The following is a 21,486-nucleotide window of genomic DNA, read 5'->3' as shown; positions in this document are numbered from 1 at the left end:
TGAATATATAAGGAGGCCAATTATGCTGTATCGTGAAATTTTCAATGTTTCACATACATTTGGTGATCGCACCAGCTCAAGCGTTATCGGTATCGTGCTGCGATAACTTCTGCTTGAGCGAAGACACCAACCCCTGAAATCCCTTCTCTCGGGCTTACTGAGTTATCGTCAGCGATGTTTGACGAGGCATAAACATGCCTGTAACTCTTGGGTAAGCAACAATGAGCACTTTACTCACTGCACAATCTTTACGCGTTGATACGGCGTTTGGCACGCTCTTCGACTCACTCTCCTTTACGCTGAAAAAAGGCGATCGCATTGGCCTGCTGGGCGACAACGGCTGCGGCAAAAGCACGCTGCTGAAGGTGCTGGACGGCACTGACTCCCCCGCCGCCGGCACGGTAGCGCTGGCCGGGCACTGCCTGATGGCGCGCGTGGAGCAACATCTTCCGGACGCCATTTTCCCGCTGACCATGCTGGATGCCGTGCTCGCACAGCTGCCTTTAGCCGAGCGCGATAGCCTGCGCTGGAAAGCCGAAACGCTGCTGGCAGGCATGGGCTTCACGCCTCAGGATATGGCGCTGCAATCCGCCACGCTGAGCGGCGGGCAGCACACCCGCCTGCTGCTGGCGCGGGCGCTGATTCACGACCCGGATCTGCTCCTGCTCGATGAACCCAGCAACCACCTTGATTTGCCGACCATGCTCTGGCTGGAACACTTTCTGCAGAACTGGTCAGGCAGCTTCGTGCTGGTCTCCCATGACCGACAGCTGCTGGATGCCGTCACCAACGGCAGCTGGATCCTGCGCGATAAAACGCTGCACTACTTCGCCCTTCCCTGCACGGCCGCCCGCAAGGCGCTTGAAGCAAAGGATGAAAGCGACGCGCAGCGCCACAAGGCGGAGCAAAAGGAGATTGACCGCGTGACCGCCAGCGCGAAGCGGCTGGCGACCTGGGGCAAGGTTTACGACAACGAAGACCTGGCCCGCAAAGCCAAACAGATGGAAAAACAGGTCGAACGGCTGAAGGAGAGCCAGACGGCGCTCAAGGCAGGCAGCCAGTGGACGTTAACCCTGCGCGGCGACGCGCTGCGGGCCGACCGTCTGCTGGAGATGGAAAACCTCAGCGTCCCGCCTGCGCCCGGGCTACCGCCGCTGTTTAACATCGAAATGGCGCGGCTAAAAAGCGGCGATCGCGTGGCGATTGTCGGTCGTAACGGCTGCGGCAAATCGTCGCTGATGAGGCTTATCTGGCAACAGTTTGCCGATGAGTCCGCAGAAAGCGGGTTGAAAATCCATCCGCGCGTGTCGCCAGGCTATTACGACCAGACGCTTAATCAGCTGCCGGATGACGCCACGCTGCTCGACGCGCTGGAGCCTTTTGCACCGGATCCGCAGAACCGCAAAATGGCGCTCATCAGCGCCGGGTTCCCGTGGTCCCGCCATGGGCAGAAAATCAGCACGCTCAGCGGCGGCGAACGCTCGCGCCTGCTGTTCGTGGGCCTGACGCTTGCCCGCTACAGCCTGCTGATGCTGGATGAGCCCACTAACCACCTGGACATGGAAGGCAAAGAGGCGCTGGCGCAAACCCTTCAGCAGTTTGAAGGCGGCGTGCTGCTGGTCAGCCACGACCGTCAGTTAATTAGCCAAAGCTGCAACCGTTTCTGGCTGATTGAAGAGGGAAAGCTGAGCGAGTGGCACGATGCAGAAGCGGTGTTTGAGCGCCTGCGTGAAAGCGCGGGGCTGGCGACATCCACCGCGCCCGTCATCGACGCTGCGACGGTTCAACCCTCGCCGTATGACGATCTGCTCGAACGGCTGGTCGCGCTGGAAACGCTGCTGGAAGACGATCTGGCGCGTAAGCCGAAGCATCAAAAGCCGCATCTTCAGGCGCAATGGCGTAAAGAGATAGAGGAGATAGAGGCACAGCTGTAAGTCTGCGCCCGGCGAGTCTCTCGTCGGGCCAGTATTTTCCCCCTAAATTATTAGAGGAACGCCGTATTCTTATTCTGAAAATGGATTAAATAATGACATTATGTTGCCGTTGCCTTGCATTACAGCGCCAAACCACTAATCCTTGAGGAGTATTACACCTGCTATGCAGATACTCATCATGAACAAGGAGATACATATGAAGGCTGCTGTTGTCACTCAGGATCATCAGGTTAATGTCACCGAAAAAACCTTACGCCCGCTAAAGCACGGGGAGGCCCTGCTGAAGATGGAATGCTGCGGCGTATGCCATACCGACCTCCACGTGAAGAACGGTGATTTTGGCGATAAAACCGGGGTTATCCTGGGCCACGAAGGGATTGGCATCGTAAAAGAAGTCGGCCCCGGCGTGAAGTCGCTGAAAGTCGGTGACCGCGCAAGCGTGGCCTGGTTTTTCGAAGGCTGCGGCCACTGCGAATACTGTAATACCGGCAACGAAACCCTGTGCCGCGACGTGAAAAACGCCGGTTACTCCGTTGACGGCGGGATGGCGGAAGAGTGCATCGTCACCGCTGACTACGCCGTAAAAGTGCCGGACGGTCTGGAATCCGCTGCGGCCAGCAGCATCACCTGCGCCGGCGTCACCACCTATAAAGCGGTGAAGGTCTCGGGTATCAAACCGGGCCAGTGGATCGCAATCTATGGTCTGGGCGGTCTGGGAAACCTTGCGCTGCAGTACGCCAAAAACGTCTTTAACGCCAAAGTCATCGCTCTCGACGTTAACGACGAACAGCTGAAGCTGGCGGCCAGCATGGGTGCGGATTTAACCATCAACTCCCGCAGCGAAGACGCCGCGAAAATTGTGCAGGAGAAAACCGGCGGCGCGCATGCCGCAGTCGTTACTGCCGTCGCAAAAGCGGCCTTTAACTCAGCCGTTGATGCCGTGCGTGCCGGTGGCCGCGTGGTCGCGGTTGGCCTGCCGCCGGAAGCGATGAGCCTCGACATTCCGCGTCTGGTGCTGGACGGCATTCAGGTGGTAGGTTCCCTGGTCGGCACCCGTCAGGATCTGCAGGAAGCCTTCCAGTTCGCCGCAGAAGGTAAGGTGGTGCCGAAAGTCACGATGCGTCCAATCGAGGACATCAACGCCATCTTTAAAGAGATGGAACAGGGCCAGATCCGCGGCCGTATGGTGATCGACCTACGTTCATAATCGTTCATTTTTCATTACCGCTCCTCGCTGGGGCGGTTTTTTTATAGCCATTTTCCGGCAATCCTTATCTTAATTCCTTTGTTCCCTTGTTTTCCCCCGCGCCCGATGATGAATCCGACGCTAACAAGAAGATAACAAAGGAATTCACCATGCAAACCCCATTTCGTCTGCCGCTGCTGACGGCGCTGATTCTGGCGACAACCGCAGCCTGGGCAGCAGATGCGCCCGTCAAAGGCGGCACGCTGATTTATCTGGAGCAACAGGCGCACACCAACCTCTATCCGCCTGCCGGTGGCTTTTACCCGAACGGCGGCATTCTGAATCAAATCACCGACAAACTGACATGGCAGAACCCAAAGACGCTGCAGGTCGAACCCTGGGTGGCCGAAAGCTGGACCACCAACGCCGATAAAACCGAATACACCTTTAAGCTTCGTCCCGGCATCACCTTCTCCGACGGCACGCCGCTGGACGCCAACGCCGTGGCGAAAAACTTTGATACCTACGGTTCAGGCAATAAGGCACAGCGCCTGCCGGTGTCAGAAGTGATTAATAACTACGATCGCAGCGAAGTCATCGACCCGCTGACCGTGAAGTTCTACTTCAAAAAACCGTCGCCGGGGTTCCTGCAGGGCACCGCCACCATTGGTTCGGGTCTGGTCTCGCTCAGCACGCTGAAGCGCAACTTCGAAGAGCTGGGAGATGCCCGCCACATCATCGGTTCCGGCCCGTTTGTGGTGAAGGACGAGAAGCTGGGACGTGAAGTGACGCTCGAAGCGCGCAAAGACTACCAGTGGGGGCCGAAAAACCTGGCGCAGCAGGGGCCCGCTAATCTCGATGGCATCAAGTTTATCGTGACCCAGGAAGACAGCGTGCGCGTGGGGGCCCTGCTGGCCGGTCAGGCCGACTTTATTCGCCAGGTGCAGGCGTATGACGAAAAGCAGGCGACAGATCAAGGCTATAAAATCTACGCCGCCCCGACCCGCGGGGTGAACGACAGCATCAGCTTCCGCCCGGATAACCCGCTGGTCGCCGACGTTCGCGTTCGCCAGGCGCTGCTGCATGCCACCAATGCAAAACAGGTGGTCGAGACCCTCTTCTCGGCCAACTATCCGCAGGCGAAGTCCGTGATTGCCGGTTCCGCCGCAGGCTTTGTCGATCTCAGCGACAAATTGACCTTTGACCCGGCAAAAGCCAACCAGCTGCTGGACGAGGCGGGCTGGAAAGCAGGCGGCGACGGGATCCGCGCCAAAGACGGCCAACGTCTGGGGCTGACGGTGTATGAATCCCTGCCGCAGCCACAAAATAAAGAGGTGCTGCAGCTGGTTGCCCAGCAGTGGCGACAGGTGGGCGTGGCGCTGAGCGTCAAAGCCGGTGACGCAGGCAGCCGCACGCTGGATAACCTTGACCCGCTGAAAACCCCGTTAACCGTCTCCGAAGTGGGCCGCGCCGATCCTGACGTGGTGAAAAGCATGTTCTACCCGGCTAACCGCGACGCGCTGCTGCAAAAAGGCGGATCCAGCGACAAGGTCAAAAACTTCCGTGACGACAGGCTGAATGAACTGCTGGTGAACATTTCTGCTGAAGTCGATCCGCAAAAACGCCTGCAGCTGACGGGGGACGCCCAGCGCTACCTGCTGGATAACGCCTACGTTATTCCGATTTTCGAGGAGCCGCAGGTCTTTGCCGGTGCGCCGTGGCTGAAAGGCGTCAATTTTGAAGCGGTAGGCCGCCCGTCGTTCTACGGCGCGTGGATTGAGAAACACTGAGGAGCCGACGATGCGCCACGCACTTCTTCAACGCTTTGGGCACGGGCTGCTGGTACTGTGGGCCGCCTTTACCCTCTCGTTCGTGTTGCTCCAGGTGCTGCCGGGCGACGCGGTGCTGATTAAATTTCAGAACCCGGACCTGGGCTTAAGCCCGGCGCAAATCGAGGAGATGCGCGTGGCCTACGGCGCAGACAGCCCGCTGTGGCAGCAATACGGTCATACGCTGCTGGCGATGCTGCGCGGGGATTTCGGCTATTCGCTACAGGCAGGCGTGCCGGTCAGCGAGCTGATTGCCAGCAATCTGCCGGCTACCCTGAGCCTCGCCCTGCCTGCCTTTTTACTCGCGGTCCTGCTGGCATTTGCGCTGGCCTTTGCGTCGCGCCTGCCGGGTCTGCGCTGGCTGAGTAATACCCTCCAGTCTCTGCCAGTCCTGTTTATCTCTTTACCGACGTTCTGGCTGGGGATTGCCCTCATCCAGCTTTTTTCTTTTCAGCTGCGACTGATCCCGGTGATTAACCCGACGCCGCTGCAGGGGCTGATCCTGCCGATCGTGACCGTCGCGATCCCGATCTCCGCCCCGCTGGCGCAAATTCTGATGCGCAGCCTGGACCAGGTGGCGACGCAGCCGTTTGTCGCCGTCGCCCGTGCCAAAGGGCTGAGTGAAACCGCCGTCCTGTGGCGTCACGTGACCGGCAACGCCCTGCTGCCGGTCCTGAACATTGCCGGGCTGCTGCTGGGCGAGCTGATTGCCGGGGCGCTGATCACCGAAACCGTTTTTGGCCTCAGCGGGCTCGGGCAGCTGACCCAGCAGGCGGTGAATAATCAGGACATCGCCGTGCTTCAGACGGTGGTTATGATTTCCGCCCTCGGTTTTGTCCTGATCAATCTGCTGGTGGATATGCTGATGCCGCTGCTGGATCCCCGTCTGCAAACCGTTACCGGAGGTGCATCATGAGTCTGGTCGATTACGCGGCCGCCGCGCGAAAACGCGTTCCAGCGTGGCAGGGAGTGGAATGGCAGCCGGGGCTATGGCTGGCATGGGCGGTGATTATTTTAGCCGCTTTTGCCGCCGTGGCGCCCGGCCTGTTAACCCACTTCAGCCCGATTGAGGGCATCGCCGGGGCACAGCGCCTGGCACCGCAGGCCGGTCACTGGCTCGGGACCGATCAGCTTGGCCGGGATGTTTATACGCGTATCGTTTATGGCGCCTCCCATTCCCTGAGCGCGGCGCTGGCCGCCGTGACGATGGGTCTGGTGGTAGGCACCGGTTTAGGGGTGATTGCCGGGGCGTTCGCCGGACGCGTCGAGTCTCTGCTGATGCGCTTCGTCGACGTGCTGCTGTCCATCCCGTCTCTGCTGCTCTCGCTGACGGTGATTATTCTGCTCGGGTTTGGCACCGTTAACGCCGCGATTGCCGTAGGCGTTGCCTCCATTGCCAGCTTCGCCCGCCTCGCGCGCGGTGAAGTGGTGCGCATCCGCCACACGGATTACGTCGAGGCGGCGTTCGGCAGCGGCGGGACGTTTTTCGCCGTGCTGTGGCGACACATCCTGCCCAACGCGTTAACCGCCGTCCTCGCCTTTGCCACGATGCAGTTTGGTCAGGCCATCCTGGCGCTCTCCACGCTGAGCTTTCTCGGTTACGGCACCCCGCCGCCGGTGCCGGAATGGGGCTTACTGATTGCCGAAGGCCGTAACTATCTCTCTACCGCCTGGTGGCTCACCACTTTCCCCGGCGTCGTCGTCATCGCCGTGGTGCTGGCCACCAACCGCATCAGCCAACAGTTCAGCGGAGGTCGTTAATGACCGTGCTCTCAGTGGAAAATTTGACGATCAGCTACCGTACCGCGCGCCAGTGGCGAGAGGTGGTGCATAACGTCAGCTTCACGCTCGGACGAGGGGAAATGCTGGCGTTTGTCGGCGAATCCGGGTCCGGCAAGACGACCACGGCGCAGGCGATCATTGGCCTGCTGGCCGATAACGCCCGGCGCGATGCGGGAAAGATATCGCTCAACGGCGAGGAGATTAGCCGATGGTCCGCGAAGCGTCTCGATACCCTTCGCGGGGCGCGAATTAGCCTGGTGCCGCAGGATCCGGGTAATTCGCTCAACCCGGTGAAAACCATCGGTGTGCAGGTCGGAGAAATTATTCAGCTACACCAGAAGGTGACCCGCGCCGAGCGCGACGAGCAGGTGCTCGCCCTGCTGACAAAGGTCGGCCTGAGCCACCCCGAACAGCGCATGACGCAGTATCCCCATCAGCTCTCCGGCGGGATGAAACAGCGCGTGCTGATTGCCATCGCCATTGCCCTGCGTCCGGACGTGATCGTTGCCGATGAGCCCACCAGCGCGCTGGATGTGACGGTGCAAAAACGTATTCTCGATCTGCTGGATATCCTGCGCCGGGAATCGGGTACCGCCGTTCTGTTTGTCACCCACGATCTGGCGCTGGCCGCACAGCGCGCGGACAGGCTGCTGGTGTTTCGCGATGGCGAGGTTCAGGAACAGGGCAACACCGCCGATATCGTCCGCACGCCGCAGCACGCCTACACCCGTCAGCTGTTGAGCGATCTCCAGGGCCAGCGCCTGACCATCGCCCCGGTGGCCGGTCGCCCGCTCGCGTCCCCGGCCATTCGCGCCCGCGGCATCAGCAAGCAATTCTCCCTGGGCAAAGGTCATCAGCTTCAGGCGCTGGATCGGGTTACGTTTGACGTCAGGCGCGGCAGCACGCATGCGCTGGTCGGTGAATCCGGCTCCGGGAAAACCACCCTCGCCCGTATTTTGCTGGGTTTTGAACAGGCCGACAACGGACAGGTCATCATTGATGATATTGATGCCACCGCGCTCAGCCGCGAGGCACGCCGTCAGCTGCGCCAGAAGATCCAGTTTGTCTACCAGAACCCGTTTGCCTCTCTCGACCCGCGTCAGACGCTGTTCGAGATCATCGAGGAGCCCCTGAAGAACTTTTCTCGCCTCGGTAAGGCGCAGCGAAAGCTCCGGGTGGAGACGGTGGCTCAGCGGGTTGCCCTGCCCGTCGAACTCCTGACCCGCACCGCCCGGGAGCTTTCAGGCGGACAGCGGCAGCGCGTTGCCATCGCCCGGGCGCTGATCCTGGAACCGACCATTCTGGTGCTGGATGAAGCCACCTCCGCGCTGGACGTCACCGTGCAGGCGCAGATTCTGGCTCTGCTTCAGCAGCTGCAGCAGCAGCTGGGATTGACCTACCTCTTTATCACGCACGATCTGTCTACCGTCCGCCGGCTCGCCCACAGCGTCACGGTGCTGCGCAGCGGTCAGGTGGTCGAACAGGGTGATGTCGGAACCTTATTCGCGTCGCCGCAGAACGACTATACCCGCGAGCTGATTGACGCCATTCCCCATTTTTCATCCGCTACGGAGGAGTTCGCATGACGCGAAAACGCCTGGGATTTTTCACCCGCCTGCTTGACGACGCTACGCCGAAGGAGCGCTATCGTCTGGCAACTGAACAGATCCGCCACGCCGAACGCCACGGTTTTGACAGCGCCTGGATTGCCCAGCACCACTTCCACGAAAGTGAAGGTGGCCTGCCGTCGCCGCTGCTGTTTCTGGCGCACGTAGCCGCGCATACCGAAACCATCCGACTGGGCACGGCCATCATCACCCTGCCGATGGAAAACCCGCTGCGCGTCGCGGAAGATGCCGCCGTGCTCGATTTACTCGCTGATGGCCGTCTTGAGGTCGGTTTTGGTTCGGGCGGCACACCGACCTCATTTCTGCCGTTCGGCCTGACGTTTGAGGAGCGCGGCGCGGCCTTTGCTGACCATTTGCATGTGATCCAAAGCGCCTGGCGCGGGGATTCGCTGACCCATCCGGATAACCACCTTTACCCGCCTGCGCCGCAGCTGGCCGACCGTATCTGGATTGCCACCGTCTCTGTTGACGGAGCCGTTCGCGCCGCCCGGGCCGGACACGGTTTAATGCTCTCCCGCACGCAGCCGCGCCCGGCAGATCGGCTGGATTTAACGCTCGACGAGATCCAGAACCCGATTGTGGATGCCTACCTCGATGCGCTGCCTGCGGGCATCGCACCGCGCATTTTGGCCTCCCGTACGGCGTTCGTCGCCGACAGCGACGACTATGCGCTCAGGGTCGCGACGCCGGGCCTTACGAAACAGGCCCAGCAGCATCGCGCTGCCGGGCACGTGGTTAGAGGTGACAACGTCACCGATTATCGCCGCCAGTTTGACGCCCATATTGGTTCGCCCGATACGGTGCTGAATTCTCTGAATGCTGACTCCATTCTCAGGCGCGCCACGGATATCTCATTCCAGGTCCATTCGGTCGAACCCACGCATCGCGACACGCTGCGGTCCATCGAACTGATCGCCGAACGTATTGCCCCCCACATCCTTTGAGGAGACACCTATGTCGTTAAGTCAGGACATTCTCGCCGAGCTGGCGGAAATTAAACCCGGTTCCCCTCTGGCAGAGGCGCGCGCCACGCGTGATGCCTCCACGCGTCACGCGCAGGGCAGCTACGAAATTCTCTTTAGCCAGCAGGATGCTGATTTTGCACTGGACGAGCGCTTCGCCGTAGCGGCAAAAGTCGCCAGGTGGCACAGCGCGGAGGCGCTGGCCGCGCACTATGCGGGATTTGGCCTGGCCGATCCCACCTCAGAACGCCTGACCCCGGCGCTGAACTTCGCGCGCCTGCTGACGTTCTCCCCCGTCGAAGCGACGCCCGCAGCGTTAAGGGCGCTGACCCAGGCGGGATGGAGCAAGGAAGGCATTGTTACCCTGGCGCAGCTTATTGCGTTTGTGAGCTTCCAGAGCCGACTCATCACCGGGCTGCGGCTGCTGAACGACAGGCCCGTCGCCAAAAGCGATGCGCCGGTGGCGGCAGGCATCTGGCACACGACCGCAACAACGGTCACCGGGAAGGCGGCACCCGTCGCGTTTACCCAGCAGGAGCTGGGATGGGAACCGTGGATAGCGGCCAAACCGCTGGCGGATTTCCGTGACGATGAGGTTGCCATTCTGGCGAAATTTGGCCATACCGATTCCGACTACTTCCGCCTGCTGGGGCGCAACCTGCCGGTGCTTGAACAGCGCACGTTAACGGATAAAGGAATTTTTTATACATCGGGGGGATTGCCGCGCGCCGAGCGCGAGCTGGCCGCAACGGTCGCCAGTAAAATCAATGGCTGCATTTACTGCGCATCTGTCCATGCGCGTAAAGCCAGCCAGCTGTCAAAGGATGACGCGGCGGTAGAAGCCCTGCTGGCCGTGAGGCCGGGGCGGTCCCTGAGCGAGGGGCAATCCGCACGCTGGCAGGCGGAAATCGATTTTGCGGCGGCGCTGTCGGTCACGCCGCCTGCCGCCACGCCGCTGCACCTTGCCGCGCTGGAAAAAGAGGGGCTGGATACCTTAGCGCAGCTTGATCTGGTGCAGTCCGCCGCGTTCTTCGCCTGGGCCAACCGCCTGATGCTGACCCTGGGTGAGCCCTGGTTTGCCTGAAGCCTGTGAGGCTAGCGCGCGAGCGTTAGCCTGAGCCCGTCTGGCCCGCAGGTGACCGTAGATCAGCAGTGCGCTCATGGCCGAGAAAGAGAGTATTGCCGCCGGCAGCGTAACGTAACGCCAGCTAAAGCCGAGGACAATCATCATCCCGCCAAAGTACGCCCCAATCGCACTGCCGAGATTAAACGCCATCTGTCCCCCTGCCGCCCCCAGCATCTCACCGCCCTTCGCATTTTGCAGAAGCAGAATTTGTAGCGGCGCAGAGAGCGCGAACAGTCCGGCACAGCAGATAAAGCCCATGACCAGCGAGGCCGTTTTCAGTTCACCAAAGGCGAAAAGCAGCAGCAGCGAGGCGACAATCACCATGTCGGTGGTGGCCGCAATGCGCAGCGGGCTAAAACGCCCCGAGAGCTTACCGCTCAGCAGATTGCCCAACACCATGCCAAGCCCCATCAGCATCATGATGGCCGTCATCATCCCTTCTGAATAACCGGAGACGTTAACCATAAACGGCTTAACGAAGCTGAACCACGCGAACACCCCGGCGTTGCCAAACATGGTGGCGGCAAAAATCAGCCAGGGTTCTGGTTTTTTCAGAAAATGGAACTGCTCGGTCAATTTGATTTCTGAAGTGTCGCGGATGTCCGGCACCCAGAGCAGAACCGAGAGGATCACCAGCGCATCGAACACGGCAATCAGAAAAAAGGTATAACGCCAGCTGAACTGATGTCCGAGCCAGGTCCCCAGCGGAACGCCCATCAGGTTGGCCACGGTCATACCGGCGATCATCCCTGCCACCGCGACCGTCACCCTGCCCGGTGGCGCAATTTTAGACAGGATAATCGCCCCGACGCCAAAAATAGCCCCGTGCGGAAAGCCGGAAATCAGCCGCCCCACCGCCAGCCAGAAATAGGACGTGGAAAACGTGAACAGGGCATTGCCGACAGCGGACATCGCTACCAGAAACAGCAGCGTGGTCTTTAACGAAAACTTGCCTGAGAACAGCGCCACAATCGGGGCGCCAATCACCACGCCGAACGCATAAAACGAGATCATATTCCCGGCGGAGGGAATCGAAATACCGGTGTCATGTGCCAGCTCGGTTAACACGCCCATAATGCCAAATTCGGCCATTCCGAGGCCAAATGTGCCAAGCGCCAACGAAAAAATTGTCTTTTTCATACTTCAACCACTGGTTAATCACACGCGACGGACATTATTGAATAATCTTGTATGGTGAGCCAGCTCAAATCCGTTGGCTGGCAGGTTAATCCATTAATTCAGGTAAGGTTGTGAATACCGCTAGCCCAAAACCACGATGCCAAGCCGCTCCATCAGCTGGGCAATCTGATAGCTGTCCAGTTTGACACCCTGCAAATCAATACCGCGCACGTCCAGTTCACCCAGTTCTGAGTTGGTCAGATCGCAGTGGGTAAAATTGGCTGCTCGCCAGTCAAAAGAGGAGAACTCGCCCCCCGACAGATCCGAGCCGCTGAAGGTGGCACCGAGTATTTGCGCACCGTTCCAGCGGTTTTCCCACAACTCGCATTTTTCCAGAACCACCTTCGAAAAATTGGCATAGCTCAGGTTGCTTTTTGTTATGTAAGCACTGCAAAACCAGGTACGCGTAGTGATCATGTTCATAAAACTGGTCCCGCGAAAATCAGCCCCTTGCGCCCTGCATTCACGAATTTCGATGCCTAATGCATTCGAATGCCTGAAATCCGCCATCGATAAATCGCAGCTTTTGAAAATAGCATCTTTAAGCTGCGCCCGAGTAAACTTACCGCCCTGCTGGCTTTCCCGGTCATAGAACTGACAGCCAATAAACTCCGTGCTGGTTAAATCCGTGCCGGAAAAGTCGCAGTTACGAAAGATTGCATTCTCTATTTTCTCGCCGGTAAAACGAGTACGACCGATTTTTTCGCCCTCAAAAATCAATGCCATCACACCAACCTGTTTATTCATACAGTATCTGTCACCATTCTAACCCGTTACCTGCAGAAGAGAAACACGCTTATCTGACACACATGTCAAAAATTCCCGCGAAGGTTGCAGGCCAGCATTACACTTCAAAGTGTTAGTTCCTTCTAAGCACATCACCCGATCCGGAGATGAGAATTATCATGGGAAACGCAAAGCAGAATAAAACCAAAGCAGCGACCGTGACCAAAGCGAGCGTAGATAGCCTGGTTAAACCCGTGCTGAAGACCAAAGAGTATGAAAAAGAGCTACGTCGCCTCCACGTTGAACTGGTTAAGCTCCAGCAGTGGGTCGTCGCAAAAGGGCTAAAAGTGTGTATTGTTTTTGAAGGACGCGACGGTGCCGGTAAAGGCGGCACCATTAAAGCGATAACCGAGCGCGTCAGCCCTCGCGTGTTTCGCGTTGTAGCCCTCCCTGCACCCACCGAGAAAGAGAAAACCCAGCTCTATTTTCAACGTTATGTTCCCCATCTGCCTGCCGCCGGAGAGATCGTCATATTCGACCGCAGCTGGTACAACCGCGCGGGCGTCGAGCGGGTCATGGGATTCTGCACCCCCGAGCAGGTTGAGAAGTTTCTTGATGGTGCGCCGGTGATGGAAAAAGCGATGGTGGATGCCGGGATTATCCTGCTGAAGTACTGGCTGGAGGTCACGCCTAAAGAGCAGGAGCGCCGCCTGCGCGACCGTATTAACGATGGTCGTAAAATCTGGAAGCTATCGCCGATGGATATTAAGTCCTTTAACCTGTGGGACGAGTATACCCTCGCGCGCGACGCCATGTTTGAAGCGACAGATACCGCATGGGCGCCGTGGTTTGTGGCACGTTCAGAAGATAAAAAACGCGTGCGTCTGAATATTATTTCGCACCTGCTCACCCAAATTCCTTATAAAGAAATTCACGTCGAAAAGGTGGATTTACCGAAACGTAAAATTGGTAAAGTCAAACCCACAAAATATCCGTTCCGGTATGTGGAAGAGCGGTTCTGAAATTACTGGAATACGCCTCGCAGAATGTAGATTACCAGGGGATACGGTATTGTTTTTTGTTGGCTGCGGTTGATAATGACCGCACCAACAAAGGAGCTGAAAATGAAGCCAAACCGTAACAAAGACTATGGCAAAAGGGAGAGCATGGCGAGTGGAGTCTCCCGCGAGGCCCGTACACCAGAGGCGCGAAGACGAGAGCATCAGCAAGATAAAGAATTCATAAAAGCCATGAATGAATTTACGGCTAAAGCGGGATTATTATCAGACGATCCTTTCTTTGGAGGGATTTAATGTGCTTTCAGTTTGACGTTTACCGTAACCCTTCAGAAAGAACACGGGACTACCAGCCTTATTTTATGATAATTCAACATGACTATTATGATGATTTATCAACAAGACTGATTATTCCATTAAGCTACCATAGCTATCTACGTGGACATATCAATGCCGCGATGCCTTTAGTGAATATTGATTTCGAGCGATATTTCCTTAACACCGCTGGCATAACACACGTGGAGAAACAGAAACTAAATAATAAAGATTATGTATGTAATCTTCGCAGCGCGAGAAGTACTGTTATCGCGGCGATAGATGCGTTAGTGACCAATACATAACGTAGGCCAGCGCAAGCGCAGCGCCGCCGGGCAAAGCCGACGGCGCAGGTCTTACTTCATTCCTTCCGTACTTTCCTTTTTCGCTTCCAGCCGTTCCACATCACGATACCAGCGCGGGTGGTGTTTCTGCGCCCAGCGGCGGCTCACCTTCCCTTCAATCATCCCTTTAATCGATCCTTTTACCCAGAACGCCATATACATATGGATCAGGATGGCGTGGATAAGAATGATGGCCGACGTGGCGTGGATCAGCAGCGCGTAGCGAATCACCTGAATCGGGAAATAGTGCGCAAAATACGGACGCCAGATAATCACGCCGGTCACCAGCAGCACAAAAATCATGCTCATGATGGTCCAGAACATCATCTTCTGTCCGGCGTTGTATTTCCCCACCTTCGCGACCTTATGTTCGTTGCCCTTCAGGACTTCGACGATCCCTTTCACCCACGGGATATCCTGCTTGTCCGGGATGTTATGGTGGACAAAGCGCACGAACATAAACATCAGCACCACGAAAATCAGCACGCCAAAGAACGGATGCAGAATGCGCCCCATCTGCGGCGTGCCGAAGGTTTCGGTCAGCCACTGCAGCGTCGGGAAGAAGAACGAAATCCCCGACACCGCTACCAGGAAGAAACAGATCACGACCGTCCAGTGACAGGCGCGGTCGACAAACTTCGTGCGCACTATCATTTTCGATTTACTCATGATGATCCTCCTCGTCGTCATCCACCTCTTTGTTCGGCCCGATCCCGATGTAGTGATAAATCAGCCCGGCAAAGGTGGCGATAAAGCCCGCCGCCGAAAGCGGCTTAAGCGCACCTTTCCACAGGTTGATGGAGGTATCGATCGCCGGATCCTTCGGCAGGTTGTGGTACAGCTCCGGCTGGTCGTTATGGTGCAGCACATACATCACGTGCGTACCGCCCACGCCCTGCGGGTTATAAATGCCCGCATTCTCGTAGCCGCGCGCTTTCAGCTTGTCCACGCGCGCCTGCGCCACGTCAAGCATCTCTTTTTTGGTGCCGAAGTGGATAGCCCCGGTCGGACAGGTTTTCACACAGGCAGGCTCCTGCCCGACGCTGACGCGGTCCACGCACAGGGTGCATTTGTATACCCGGTTATCCTCTTTATTGAGCCGCGGGATATTAAACGGACATCCCGCGATGCAGTACCCGCAGCCGATGCAGTTGTCCTGCTGGAAGTCGACAATCCCGTTGGCGTACTGAATAATCGCGCCGGCAGACGGGCACGCCTTCAGGCAGCCCGGATCTTCACAGTGCATGCAGCCGTCTTTGCGAATCAGCCACTCCAGCCTGCCGTTCTGCTCGGTTTCGCTAAAGCGCATTACCGTCCAGGATTTGGCGCTCAGATCCGCCGGATTGTCGTAGACCCCCACGCAGTGCCCCACCTCGTCGCGGATATCGTTCCACTCCGAGCAGGCCACCTGGCAGGCCTTACAGCCCACGCAGGAGGAGACGTCGATAAGCTTGGCGACCTCTGCCTTGTAGTCCCGCGCGCGGGGCGCGGGGGTAATCGGGTTGGTCGCGGAGCGTTTGATAACGTCTTGTGTTTCCATCGCCATTTAATCGCTCCTTACGCTTTCTCGATGTTGACCAGAAACGCCTTGTACTCCGGCGTTTGCGAGTTGGAATCGCCGACGTTTGGCGTCAGGGTGTTGGCGATGTAGCCTTTCTGCGCCACGCCCTCAAAGCCCCAGTGCAGCGGGATCCCGACGGTTTCCACCTGCTGGCCGTGCACGTTCAGGCTTTGGAGACGACGCGTCACCACCGCCACCGCGCGAATAAAGCCGCGCTTGCTGCTCACCTTCACGCGGTCGCCGTTGGCGATGCCTTTCGCCTTCGCCAGCGTCTCGCTGATCTCCACAAACTGTTCCGGCTGCGCGATAGCGTTAAGCCGCGCGTGCTTGGTCCAGGTATGGAAATGCTCGGTCAGGCGATAGGTCGTCCCCACGTACGGGAACTTGTCCTTTTTACCCAGCCGCAGCACGTCCTCTTCGTAGATGCGCACCACCGGGCTGGAGATGACGTTTGGATGCAGCGGGTTGGTGCCGAGCGGCGTTTCCATCGGCTCGTAGTGTTCCGGGAACGGCCCTTCCGCCAGCTTGTTGAGGGCAAACAGGCGTCCCAGCCCTTCCGGCTGCATGATGAACGGCCCGGTGTTGCTGCCCGGCTGGGCGGTGTTGTAGTCCGGGATATCGTTCCCCGTCCACTTCGCCCCGTTCCACTGAATCAGCATGCGTTTCGGATCCCACGGCCTGCCGTTTACGTCTGCAGACGCGCGGTTGTAAAGCACGCGACGGTTCAGCGGCCACGCCCATGCCCAGCCCAGCGTATTGCCCAGCCCGGAAGGGTCGGCGTTATCGCGGTTGGCCATCTGGTTACCCTGCTCCGTCCAGCTGCCGGTATAGATCCAGCAGGACGACGCCGTCGTGCCGTCGTCGCGCAGCAGCGCGAAGCTGCTCAGCAGCTGGCCTTTCTTCGCCACCAGGTTGCCGCTGGCGTCATAGAGATCCGCCAGCGCCACGCCGTTGTTCTCCTTCGCGACTTCCTCTGACTCAGGACGATCCGGCTGCTTGTAGTGCCAGCCCATTTTCAGCAGCGGCTCAGCGCCTTTGCCGCCTTCGGTGCGGTACATCTCGCGCAGGCGGTGGTAAATCCCGGCGAGGATCTCACCGTCATTACGCGCTTCGCCCGGCGCATCCTGACCTTTCCAGTGCCACTGCAGCCAGCGGCCGGAGTTTGCGATGGAACCGTCCTCTTCCGCAAAACAGGTGGACGGCAGGCGGAACACTTCGGTCTGAATCGACGCCGGGTCGACATCGTTCGATTCCCCGTGGTTCTGCCAGAAGGTGGACGTTTCGGTCACCAGCGGATCGATAACCACCATGTACTTCAGCTTGCTCAGGCTGCGAACGACTTTGTTCTTGTCCGGGAAGGAGGCCACCGGGTTGAAGCCCTGGCAGATATATCCCGTGACGTCGCCCTTATCCATCATGTTGAAATACTTGATGACGTCGTAGGCCTGGTCCCACTTCGGCAGCCACTCAAAGCCCCAGTCGTTCTCCTTCTGCGCCGCGTCGCCGTAGAAGGATTTCATCAGGCTGACGTAGAACTTCGGATAGTTGCTCCAGTAGTTCACCTGGTCCGGCAGCGTCGCTTTCGGCGTATTGGCCTCAAGATACGTTTGCAGATCCGCCTGCTTTTCAGACGGCAGCGTCAGGTAGCCCGGCAGGCTGGTTGACAGCAGGCCAAGGTCGGTGAGCCCCTGAATATTTGAGTGACCGCGCAGCGCGTTCACGCCGCCTCCCGCCATCCCCATGTTGCCGAGCAGCAGCTGGATCATCGCCATGGTGCGGATGTTCTGCGCGCCGACGGTGTGCTGCGTCCAGCCCAGCGCGTAGAGGAATGTTGTGGTTCTGTCGGCGGCGCTGGTGGAGGCCAGCACTTCGCACACCTTCAGGAAGTCCGCTTTCGGCGTGCCGCAGATGTTTTCCACCACGTCCGGCGTATAGCGGGAAACGTGCTGCTTCAGCAGGTTCCACACGCAGCGCGGGTGCGTCAGCGTTTCATCACGCAGCGCGTAGCCGTTTTCATCGAACTGATAGTTCCAGGACGTTTTATCGTACTGGCGTTTTTCGGCGTCATAGCCGCTAAACAGCCCGTCATCAAAGGCAAAATCATCCCGCACCAGCAGGTTCGCGTTGGTGTAGTGCTTAACGTATTCCGCGTTAATTTTATTATTTTCGATCAGGTACAGCAGCACGCCGGACAGGAACGTAATGTCCGTACCGGAACGGATTGGCGCATAGATATCGGCCACCGATGCCGTGCGCGTAAAGCGCGGATCGACGACGATAAGCGTCGCATCGTTGTTGTTTTTCGCCTCCATCGCCCAGCGGAACCCCACCGGATGGGCCTCCGCGGCGTTTCCGCCCATCACCACCACGACGTTAGCGTTTTTGATATCAACCCAGTGGTTGGTCATCGCACCGCGACCAAATGTTGGAGCAAGACTTGCTACCGTTGGTCCGTGTCAGACGCGCGCCTGGTTGTCTACCGCCAGCATGCCGAGAGAGCGCACAAATTTTTGCGTCAGCATGCCGGTTTCATTACTCGCCGCCGAGGCGCACAGCATGCCGGTGGATAACCAGCGGTTAACCGTTACGCCCTGGGCGTTCTTTTCAATAAAGTTAGCGTCGCGGTCGGCTTTCATTAATTTGGCAATACGGGAGAAGGCCTCATCCCAGGAGATACGCTGCCATTTATCAGAACCCGGCGCGCGGTATTCCGGGTAGCGCAGGCGGTTTTCGCTGTGTACATAGTCCAGCAGCCCCGCCCCTTTCGGGCAAAGTGCGCCGCGGCTTACCGGATGATCCGGATCCCCTTCAATATGGTAAATCGCTTCTCTGGCGTTCTTCGCGCCATCGCCCAGGCTATACATTAAAAGCCCACAACCTACGGAGCAGTATGTGCAGGTGTTACGGATCTCTTTTGCGCGCAGCAGCTTATAGTTGCGTGCCTGAGCCAGCGCCATTTTGGGAGCAAATCCCAGCATGGCTGCCGTTGTTCCGGCCATACCGCCCGCGCAGATTTTGAAAAATTGTCTGCGGCTGACGTCCATTGTTGTCCTCGTTATCTGAAAAGACTTCGCGCCGCAAACTAACAGCAAAGCCCCTAATTTTTTTGCGTCAAATCAAGGTCATCTGCCTTCCCCCCCTTAATAGTCACCCCCGGAACCTTTAAATACTCCTTTTTGATTAACGGTTTAAGAGAATAATTGGCGACAGCGTCAGGATGAATGCGATACATTTTTCCTTTGATTGTTATTACAATGGCGAAGTAATGGACAGAAAAAGAGCAACGCTTATTGGGCTGGCGGCAATACTGTTATGGAGCACCATGGTCGGCCTTATTCGCAGCGTGAGTGAGGGACTGGGCCCGGTAGGCGGTGCGGCGATGATTTACACCCTCAGCGGATTACTGTGTCTGGTGACGGTAGGATTTCCTGATATCAGGCGGTTTTCACCCCGCTATCTTATTGCCGGCAGCGTTTTATTTGTCAGCTACGAAATATGCCTGGCGCTGTCGCTGGGCTATGCCGCAACGCGCTCGCAGGCAATAGAAGTGGGCATGGTCAATTACCTTTGGCCAAGCCTGACCATTGTGTTTGCCATCTTGTTCAACGGGCAGAAATCGACCCTGTTGGTGATCCCCGGCTTAGCCGTCTCATTGCTGGGTGTCTGCTGGGTATTGGGCGGTGAACAGGGTTTACATCTTGATGAAATAACCCGCAATATCGTTTCCAGCCCGCTGAGCTACGCGCTGGCGTTTGCCGGGGCATTTATCTGGGCCGCCTACTGCACGGTCACCAGCAAATTTGCGAAAGGACAAAACGGCATCACGTTGTTTGTTTTGCTGACCGCGCTGACCCTGTGGGTGAAATATTTCCTGAGCGATCAGCCCGAGATGGTGTTTACGCTTCCGGTGATAGTGAAACTCGTCATGTGCGGTATTGCGCTTGGGTTTGGTTACGCCGCATGGAATATTGGCATCCTTCACGGTAACGTCACGGTACTCGCTGCCGTATCCTATTTTACCCCTGTCCTCTCCGCCGCGCTTGCCGCCGCAGTGCTGAGTTCGCCCCTCTCATTCTCGTTCTGGCAGGGCGCGCTGATGGTCTGCGCCGGGTCGTTGCTCTGCTGGTACGCAACAAGACAATAATGTCGGTTTTGCTGTCGAGGAATATTTATCCCGACAGCAAATAATTAACATAAATTTAATATGTGAGCGCACGCCAAAATATTCATATGAACAGTAGAGCACGTGTTTAGATTCTGTTTATATTCCACCCCCTTTCGTAAATTCCGGCCCTCCCGCATTGACATAAATTGACACCGACAGGTGATTAATACTGTCCAAATACTCACAAGATTAATAGCACAAAGTGCAATAGTATTTTTCTGTTTATTTCAGCCTTCAGAACGGAAATTCCGTGCATTAAGGGGACAAAACAAGGCATTACGGCTATAAAGACCGTTCACCCCTCAAAAATGAACGGAAATACCGATAATTACCATTTTTTATAAAACCATAAAGAAACTATATCCACAGCAATCAACCCGGCAATTAATTGATTAAATGCTAATCATTTGACGCTATTTCATCGTCATTTACCCGATCTCGATCACACTAAATGAAATTATTGCTAATAATTTGAAACTTATTATTGAAATAGGACTACAAGATTTTTAAAAATAGCATGCCATTGACGATCGGCCTCGTTTAGAAATCGTTCAAAGTGGCTCAGGAAATACCAAAGAAAATTATAAGGAACATTTAAGATGAAACTTAAATTAGTTGCAGTGGCAGTGACTTCCATGTTGGCAGCAGGCGTTGTAAACGCGGCTGAAATTTATAACAAAGACGGTAACAAGCTGGATCTGTACGGTAAAGTAACAGGTCTGCACTATTTCTCTGATGATACTGATAACGACGGCGACAAAACTTACGTTCGTCTGGGCTTCAAAGGCGAAACTCAGATCAACGATCAGCTTTCCGGTTACGGCCAGTGGGAATATGAGTTCAAAGGCAACCGTTCTGAATCACAGGGCTCTGACGGCAACAAAACCCGTCTGGCCTTCGCGGGTCTGAAATTCAACGAATTCGGTTCATTCGACTACGGTCGTAACTACGGTGTTGCTTACGACATCGGCGCGTGGACTGACGTTCTGCCAGAGTTCGGTGGTGATACCTGGACTCAGACCGATGGCTTTATGACTGGCCGTACGACTGGCGTTGCAACCTACCGTAACACCGACTTCTTCGGTCTGGTTGACGGTCTGAACGTTGCCGCTCAGTACCAGGGTAAAAACGACCGTAACGACATCACCGAAGCGAACGGTGACGGCTGGGGTCTGTCTTCTACCTATGAAATGGACGGTTTCGGTGTCGGTGCAACCTACGCGAAATCTGACCGTACTGACCGTCAGGTTGCTGCAGGTCGCGTCGCTAACACCGTTAACGCTGGCGGTGAGAACGCAGAAGTATGGGCTGCTGGCCTGAAATACGATGCGAACAACATCTATCTGGCAACCACCTACTCTGAAACCCGAAACATGACCAACTTCGGTAACGGTTATATCGCGAACAAAGCTCAGAACTTTGAAGTTGTTGCTCAGTACCAGTTCGACTTCGGCCTGCGTCCATCCATCGCTTACCTGAAATCCAAAGGTAAAGACATCGGTTCATACGGCGACCAGGATCTGGTGGAATACGTTGACGTTGGCGCGAGCTACTACTTCAACAAAAACATGTCTACCTATGTTGATTACAAAATCAACCTGGTTGACGACAACAGCTTCACCAAAGCAACTGGCGTTGCTACCGACAACATCGTAGCTGTAGGCCTGACCTACCAGTTCTAAGATTTGTCACGATAAAAGGCCAGCCCATGCGGCTGGCTTTTTTTATACGGA

17 protein-coding genes and 1 pseudogene are annotated in these 21,486 nt (G+C 56.9%); 13 read left to right on the top strand and 5 right to left on the bottom strand.

Features of this window, described 5'->3' with window-relative positions:
• The first annotated feature begins 221 nt into the window (after positions 1-221).
• The 8 genes from ACMWLG_RS15485 (at position 222) to ACMWLG_RS15450 (ending at position 10,405) form a co-directional block, all read left to right on the top strand.
• Positions 222-1,934: an ABC-F family ATP-binding cassette domain-containing protein gene (locus tag ACMWLG_RS15485; RefSeq protein ID WP_414763001.1), complete on the top strand. Its 1,713-nt coding sequence runs from the start codon at positions 222-224 to the stop codon at positions 1,932-1,934.
• 196 nt (positions 1,935-2,130) lie between these two features.
• Positions 2,131-3,141: an alcohol dehydrogenase AdhP gene (gene adhP / locus ACMWLG_RS15480; RefSeq protein WP_023311899.1), complete on the top strand. Its 1,011-nt coding sequence runs from the start codon at positions 2,131-2,133 to the stop codon at positions 3,139-3,141.
• 149 nt (positions 3,142-3,290) lie between these two features.
• On the top strand, positions 3,291-4,910 hold the full coding sequence (locus tag ACMWLG_RS15475; RefSeq protein WP_045399941.1) for a TIGR04028 family ABC transporter substrate-binding protein: 1,620 nt from the start codon (positions 3,291-3,293) through the stop codon (positions 4,908-4,910).
• Positions 4,911-4,920: 10 nt separating this feature from the next.
• The gene (locus ACMWLG_RS15470; RefSeq protein WP_045399943.1) at positions 4,921-5,865 is read left to right on the top strand and encodes an ABC transporter permease; all 945 of its coding nucleotides are present in this window, start codon (positions 4,921-4,923) and stop codon (positions 5,863-5,865) included.
• Positions 5,862-6,710, top strand: a complete 849-nt coding sequence (locus ACMWLG_RS15465) for an ABC transporter permease (RefSeq protein WP_171863448.1) — start codon at positions 5,862-5,864, stop codon at positions 6,708-6,710. Before ACMWLG_RS15470 ends, ACMWLG_RS15465 begins: the two co-directional genes overlap by 4 nt.
• Positions 6,710-8,317, top strand: coding sequence for a dipeptide ABC transporter ATP-binding protein (locus ACMWLG_RS15460; protein WP_045399947.1), 1,608 nt, complete (start codon positions 6,710-6,712; stop codon positions 8,315-8,317). Before ACMWLG_RS15465 ends, ACMWLG_RS15460 begins: the two co-directional genes overlap by 1 nt.
• Complete coding sequence (locus tag ACMWLG_RS15455; RefSeq protein WP_045399948.1) at positions 8,314-9,303, top strand: putative FMN-dependent luciferase-like monooxygenase; 990 nt, start codon at positions 8,314-8,316, stop codon at positions 9,301-9,303. The genes ACMWLG_RS15460 and ACMWLG_RS15455 overlap by 4 nt, the downstream gene beginning before the upstream one ends.
• 10 nt (positions 9,304-9,313) lie before the next feature.
• Positions 9,314-10,405, top strand: coding sequence for an alkylhydroperoxidase domain protein (locus ACMWLG_RS15450; protein ID WP_045399949.1), 1,092 nt, complete (start codon positions 9,314-9,316; stop codon positions 10,403-10,405).
• Between the two features lie 9 nt (positions 10,406-10,414).
• On the opposite strand, the pseudogene araJ reads toward ACMWLG_RS15450, so the two are convergent.
• Positions 10,415-11,587 (bottom strand): annotated as a pseudogene (gene araJ, locus ACMWLG_RS15445) (MFS transporter AraJ); the annotation flags it as partial.
• A gap of 120 nt (positions 11,588-11,707) precedes the next feature.
• Positions 11,708-12,352, bottom strand: coding sequence for a quinolone resistance pentapeptide repeat protein QnrE7 (locus ACMWLG_RS15440; protein WP_045399951.1), 645 nt, complete (start codon positions 12,350-12,352; stop codon positions 11,708-11,710).
• Positions 12,353-12,531: 179 nt separating this feature from the next.
• Here ACMWLG_RS15440 and ppk2 point away from each other — a divergent pair, with 179 nt between their 5' ends.
• From ppk2 to ACMWLG_RS15425, 3 genes are all read left to right on the top strand, one after another.
• Positions 12,532-13,374, top strand: a complete 843-nt coding sequence (gene ppk2 / locus ACMWLG_RS15435) for a polyphosphate kinase 2 (protein WP_045399953.1) — start codon at positions 12,532-12,534, stop codon at positions 13,372-13,374.
• 102 nt (positions 13,375-13,476) lie between these two features.
• On the top strand, positions 13,477-13,665 hold the full coding sequence (locus ACMWLG_RS15430; RefSeq protein WP_045354074.1) for a type II toxin-antitoxin system CcdA family antitoxin: 189 nt from the start codon (positions 13,477-13,479) through the stop codon (positions 13,663-13,665).
• Positions 13,665-13,988: a CcdB family protein gene (locus tag ACMWLG_RS15425; protein ID WP_045619889.1), complete on the top strand. Its 324-nt coding sequence runs from the start codon at positions 13,665-13,667 to the stop codon at positions 13,986-13,988. Before ACMWLG_RS15430 ends, ACMWLG_RS15425 begins: the two co-directional genes overlap by 1 nt.
• A 51-nt stretch (positions 13,989-14,039) precedes the next feature.
• Here the strand turns inward: ACMWLG_RS15425 and fdnI are convergent, their stop codons facing one another.
• The 3 genes from fdnI to fdnG are packed head-to-tail and all read right to left on the bottom strand — an operon-like array spanning position 14,040 to position 18,632.
• A complete protein-coding gene (gene fdnI, locus ACMWLG_RS15420; RefSeq protein ID WP_045399955.1) occupies positions 14,040-14,696 on the bottom strand; it encodes a formate dehydrogenase-N subunit gamma in 657 nt (218 codons plus the stop codon).
• A complete protein-coding gene (gene fdxH, locus ACMWLG_RS15415; protein ID WP_023311937.1) occupies positions 14,689-15,573 on the bottom strand; it encodes a formate dehydrogenase subunit beta in 885 nt (294 codons plus the stop codon). The genes fdnI and fdxH overlap by 8 nt, the downstream gene beginning before the upstream one ends.
• An 11-nt stretch (positions 15,574-15,584) precedes the next feature.
• Positions 15,585-18,632, bottom strand: a complete 3,048-nt coding sequence (fdnG, locus tag ACMWLG_RS15410; protein WP_101677527.1) for a formate dehydrogenase-N subunit alpha — start codon at positions 18,630-18,632, stop codon at positions 15,585-15,587.
• A 221-nt stretch (positions 18,633-18,853) separates the two neighbouring features.
• Here fdnG and yddG point away from each other — a divergent pair, with 221 nt between their 5' ends.
• A complete protein-coding gene (gene yddG / locus ACMWLG_RS15405; protein ID WP_045399959.1) occupies positions 18,854-19,732 on the top strand; it encodes an aromatic amino acid DMT transporter YddG in 879 nt (292 codons plus the stop codon).
• A 620-nt stretch (positions 19,733-20,352) separates the two neighbouring features.
• Positions 20,353-21,435: a porin OmpC gene (ompC, locus tag ACMWLG_RS15400; protein ID WP_045619887.1), complete on the top strand. Its 1,083-nt coding sequence runs from the start codon at positions 20,353-20,355 to the stop codon at positions 21,433-21,435.
• Positions 21,436-21,486: the final 51 nt, after the last annotated feature.

The organism is Enterobacter sp. 01-M-02-SI-ECC (assembly GCF_047530595.1).
Lineage (GTDB): Bacteria > Pseudomonadota > Gammaproteobacteria > Enterobacterales > Enterobacteriaceae > Enterobacter > Enterobacter cloacae_M.
The sequence above is the reverse complement of the archived record's forward strand: the minus strand, read 5'-3'. Positions and strand labels throughout refer to the sequence as shown.

Coding starts and splice junctions, on each gene's coding strand:
- ACMWLG_RS15485 (WP_414763001.1), top strand. CDS start 222: ATGAGCACTTTACTCACTGCACAATCTTTACGCGTTGATACGGCGTTT.
- adhP (WP_023311899.1), top strand. CDS start 2,131: ATGAAGGCTGCTGTTGTCACTCAGGATCATCAGGTTAATGTCACCGAA.
- ACMWLG_RS15475 (WP_045399941.1), top strand. CDS start 3,291: ATGCAAACCCCATTTCGTCTGCCGCTGCTGACGGCGCTGATTCTGGCG.
- ACMWLG_RS15470 (WP_045399943.1), top strand. CDS start 4,921: ATGCGCCACGCACTTCTTCAACGCTTTGGGCACGGGCTGCTGGTACTG.
- ACMWLG_RS15465 (WP_171863448.1), top strand. CDS start 5,862: ATGAGTCTGGTCGATTACGCGGCCGCCGCGCGAAAACGCGTTCCAGCG.
- ACMWLG_RS15460 (WP_045399947.1), top strand. CDS start 6,710: ATGACCGTGCTCTCAGTGGAAAATTTGACGATCAGCTACCGTACCGCG.
- ACMWLG_RS15455 (WP_045399948.1), top strand. CDS start 8,314: ATGACGCGAAAACGCCTGGGATTTTTCACCCGCCTGCTTGACGACGCT.
- ACMWLG_RS15450 (WP_045399949.1), top strand. CDS start 9,314: ATGTCGTTAAGTCAGGACATTCTCGCCGAGCTGGCGGAAATTAAACCC.
- ACMWLG_RS15440 (WP_045399951.1), bottom strand. CDS start 12,352: ATGGCATTGATTTTTGAGGGCGAAAAAATCGGTCGTACTCGTTTTACC.
- ppk2 (WP_045399953.1), top strand. CDS start 12,532: ATGGGAAACGCAAAGCAGAATAAAACCAAAGCAGCGACCGTGACCAAA.
- ACMWLG_RS15430 (WP_045354074.1), top strand. CDS start 13,477: ATGAAGCCAAACCGTAACAAAGACTATGGCAAAAGGGAGAGCATGGCG.
- ACMWLG_RS15425 (WP_045619889.1), top strand. CDS start 13,665: ATGTGCTTTCAGTTTGACGTTTACCGTAACCCTTCAGAAAGAACACGG.
- fdnI (WP_045399955.1), bottom strand. CDS start 14,696: ATGAGTAAATCGAAAATGATAGTGCGCACGAAGTTTGTCGACCGCGCC.
- fdxH (WP_023311937.1), bottom strand. CDS start 15,573: ATGGCGATGGAAACACAAGACGTTATCAAACGCTCCGCGACCAACCCG.
- yddG (WP_045399959.1), top strand. CDS start 18,854: ATGGACAGAAAAAGAGCAACGCTTATTGGGCTGGCGGCAATACTGTTA.
- ompC (WP_045619887.1), top strand. CDS start 20,353: ATGAAACTTAAATTAGTTGCAGTGGCAGTGACTTCCATGTTGGCAGCA.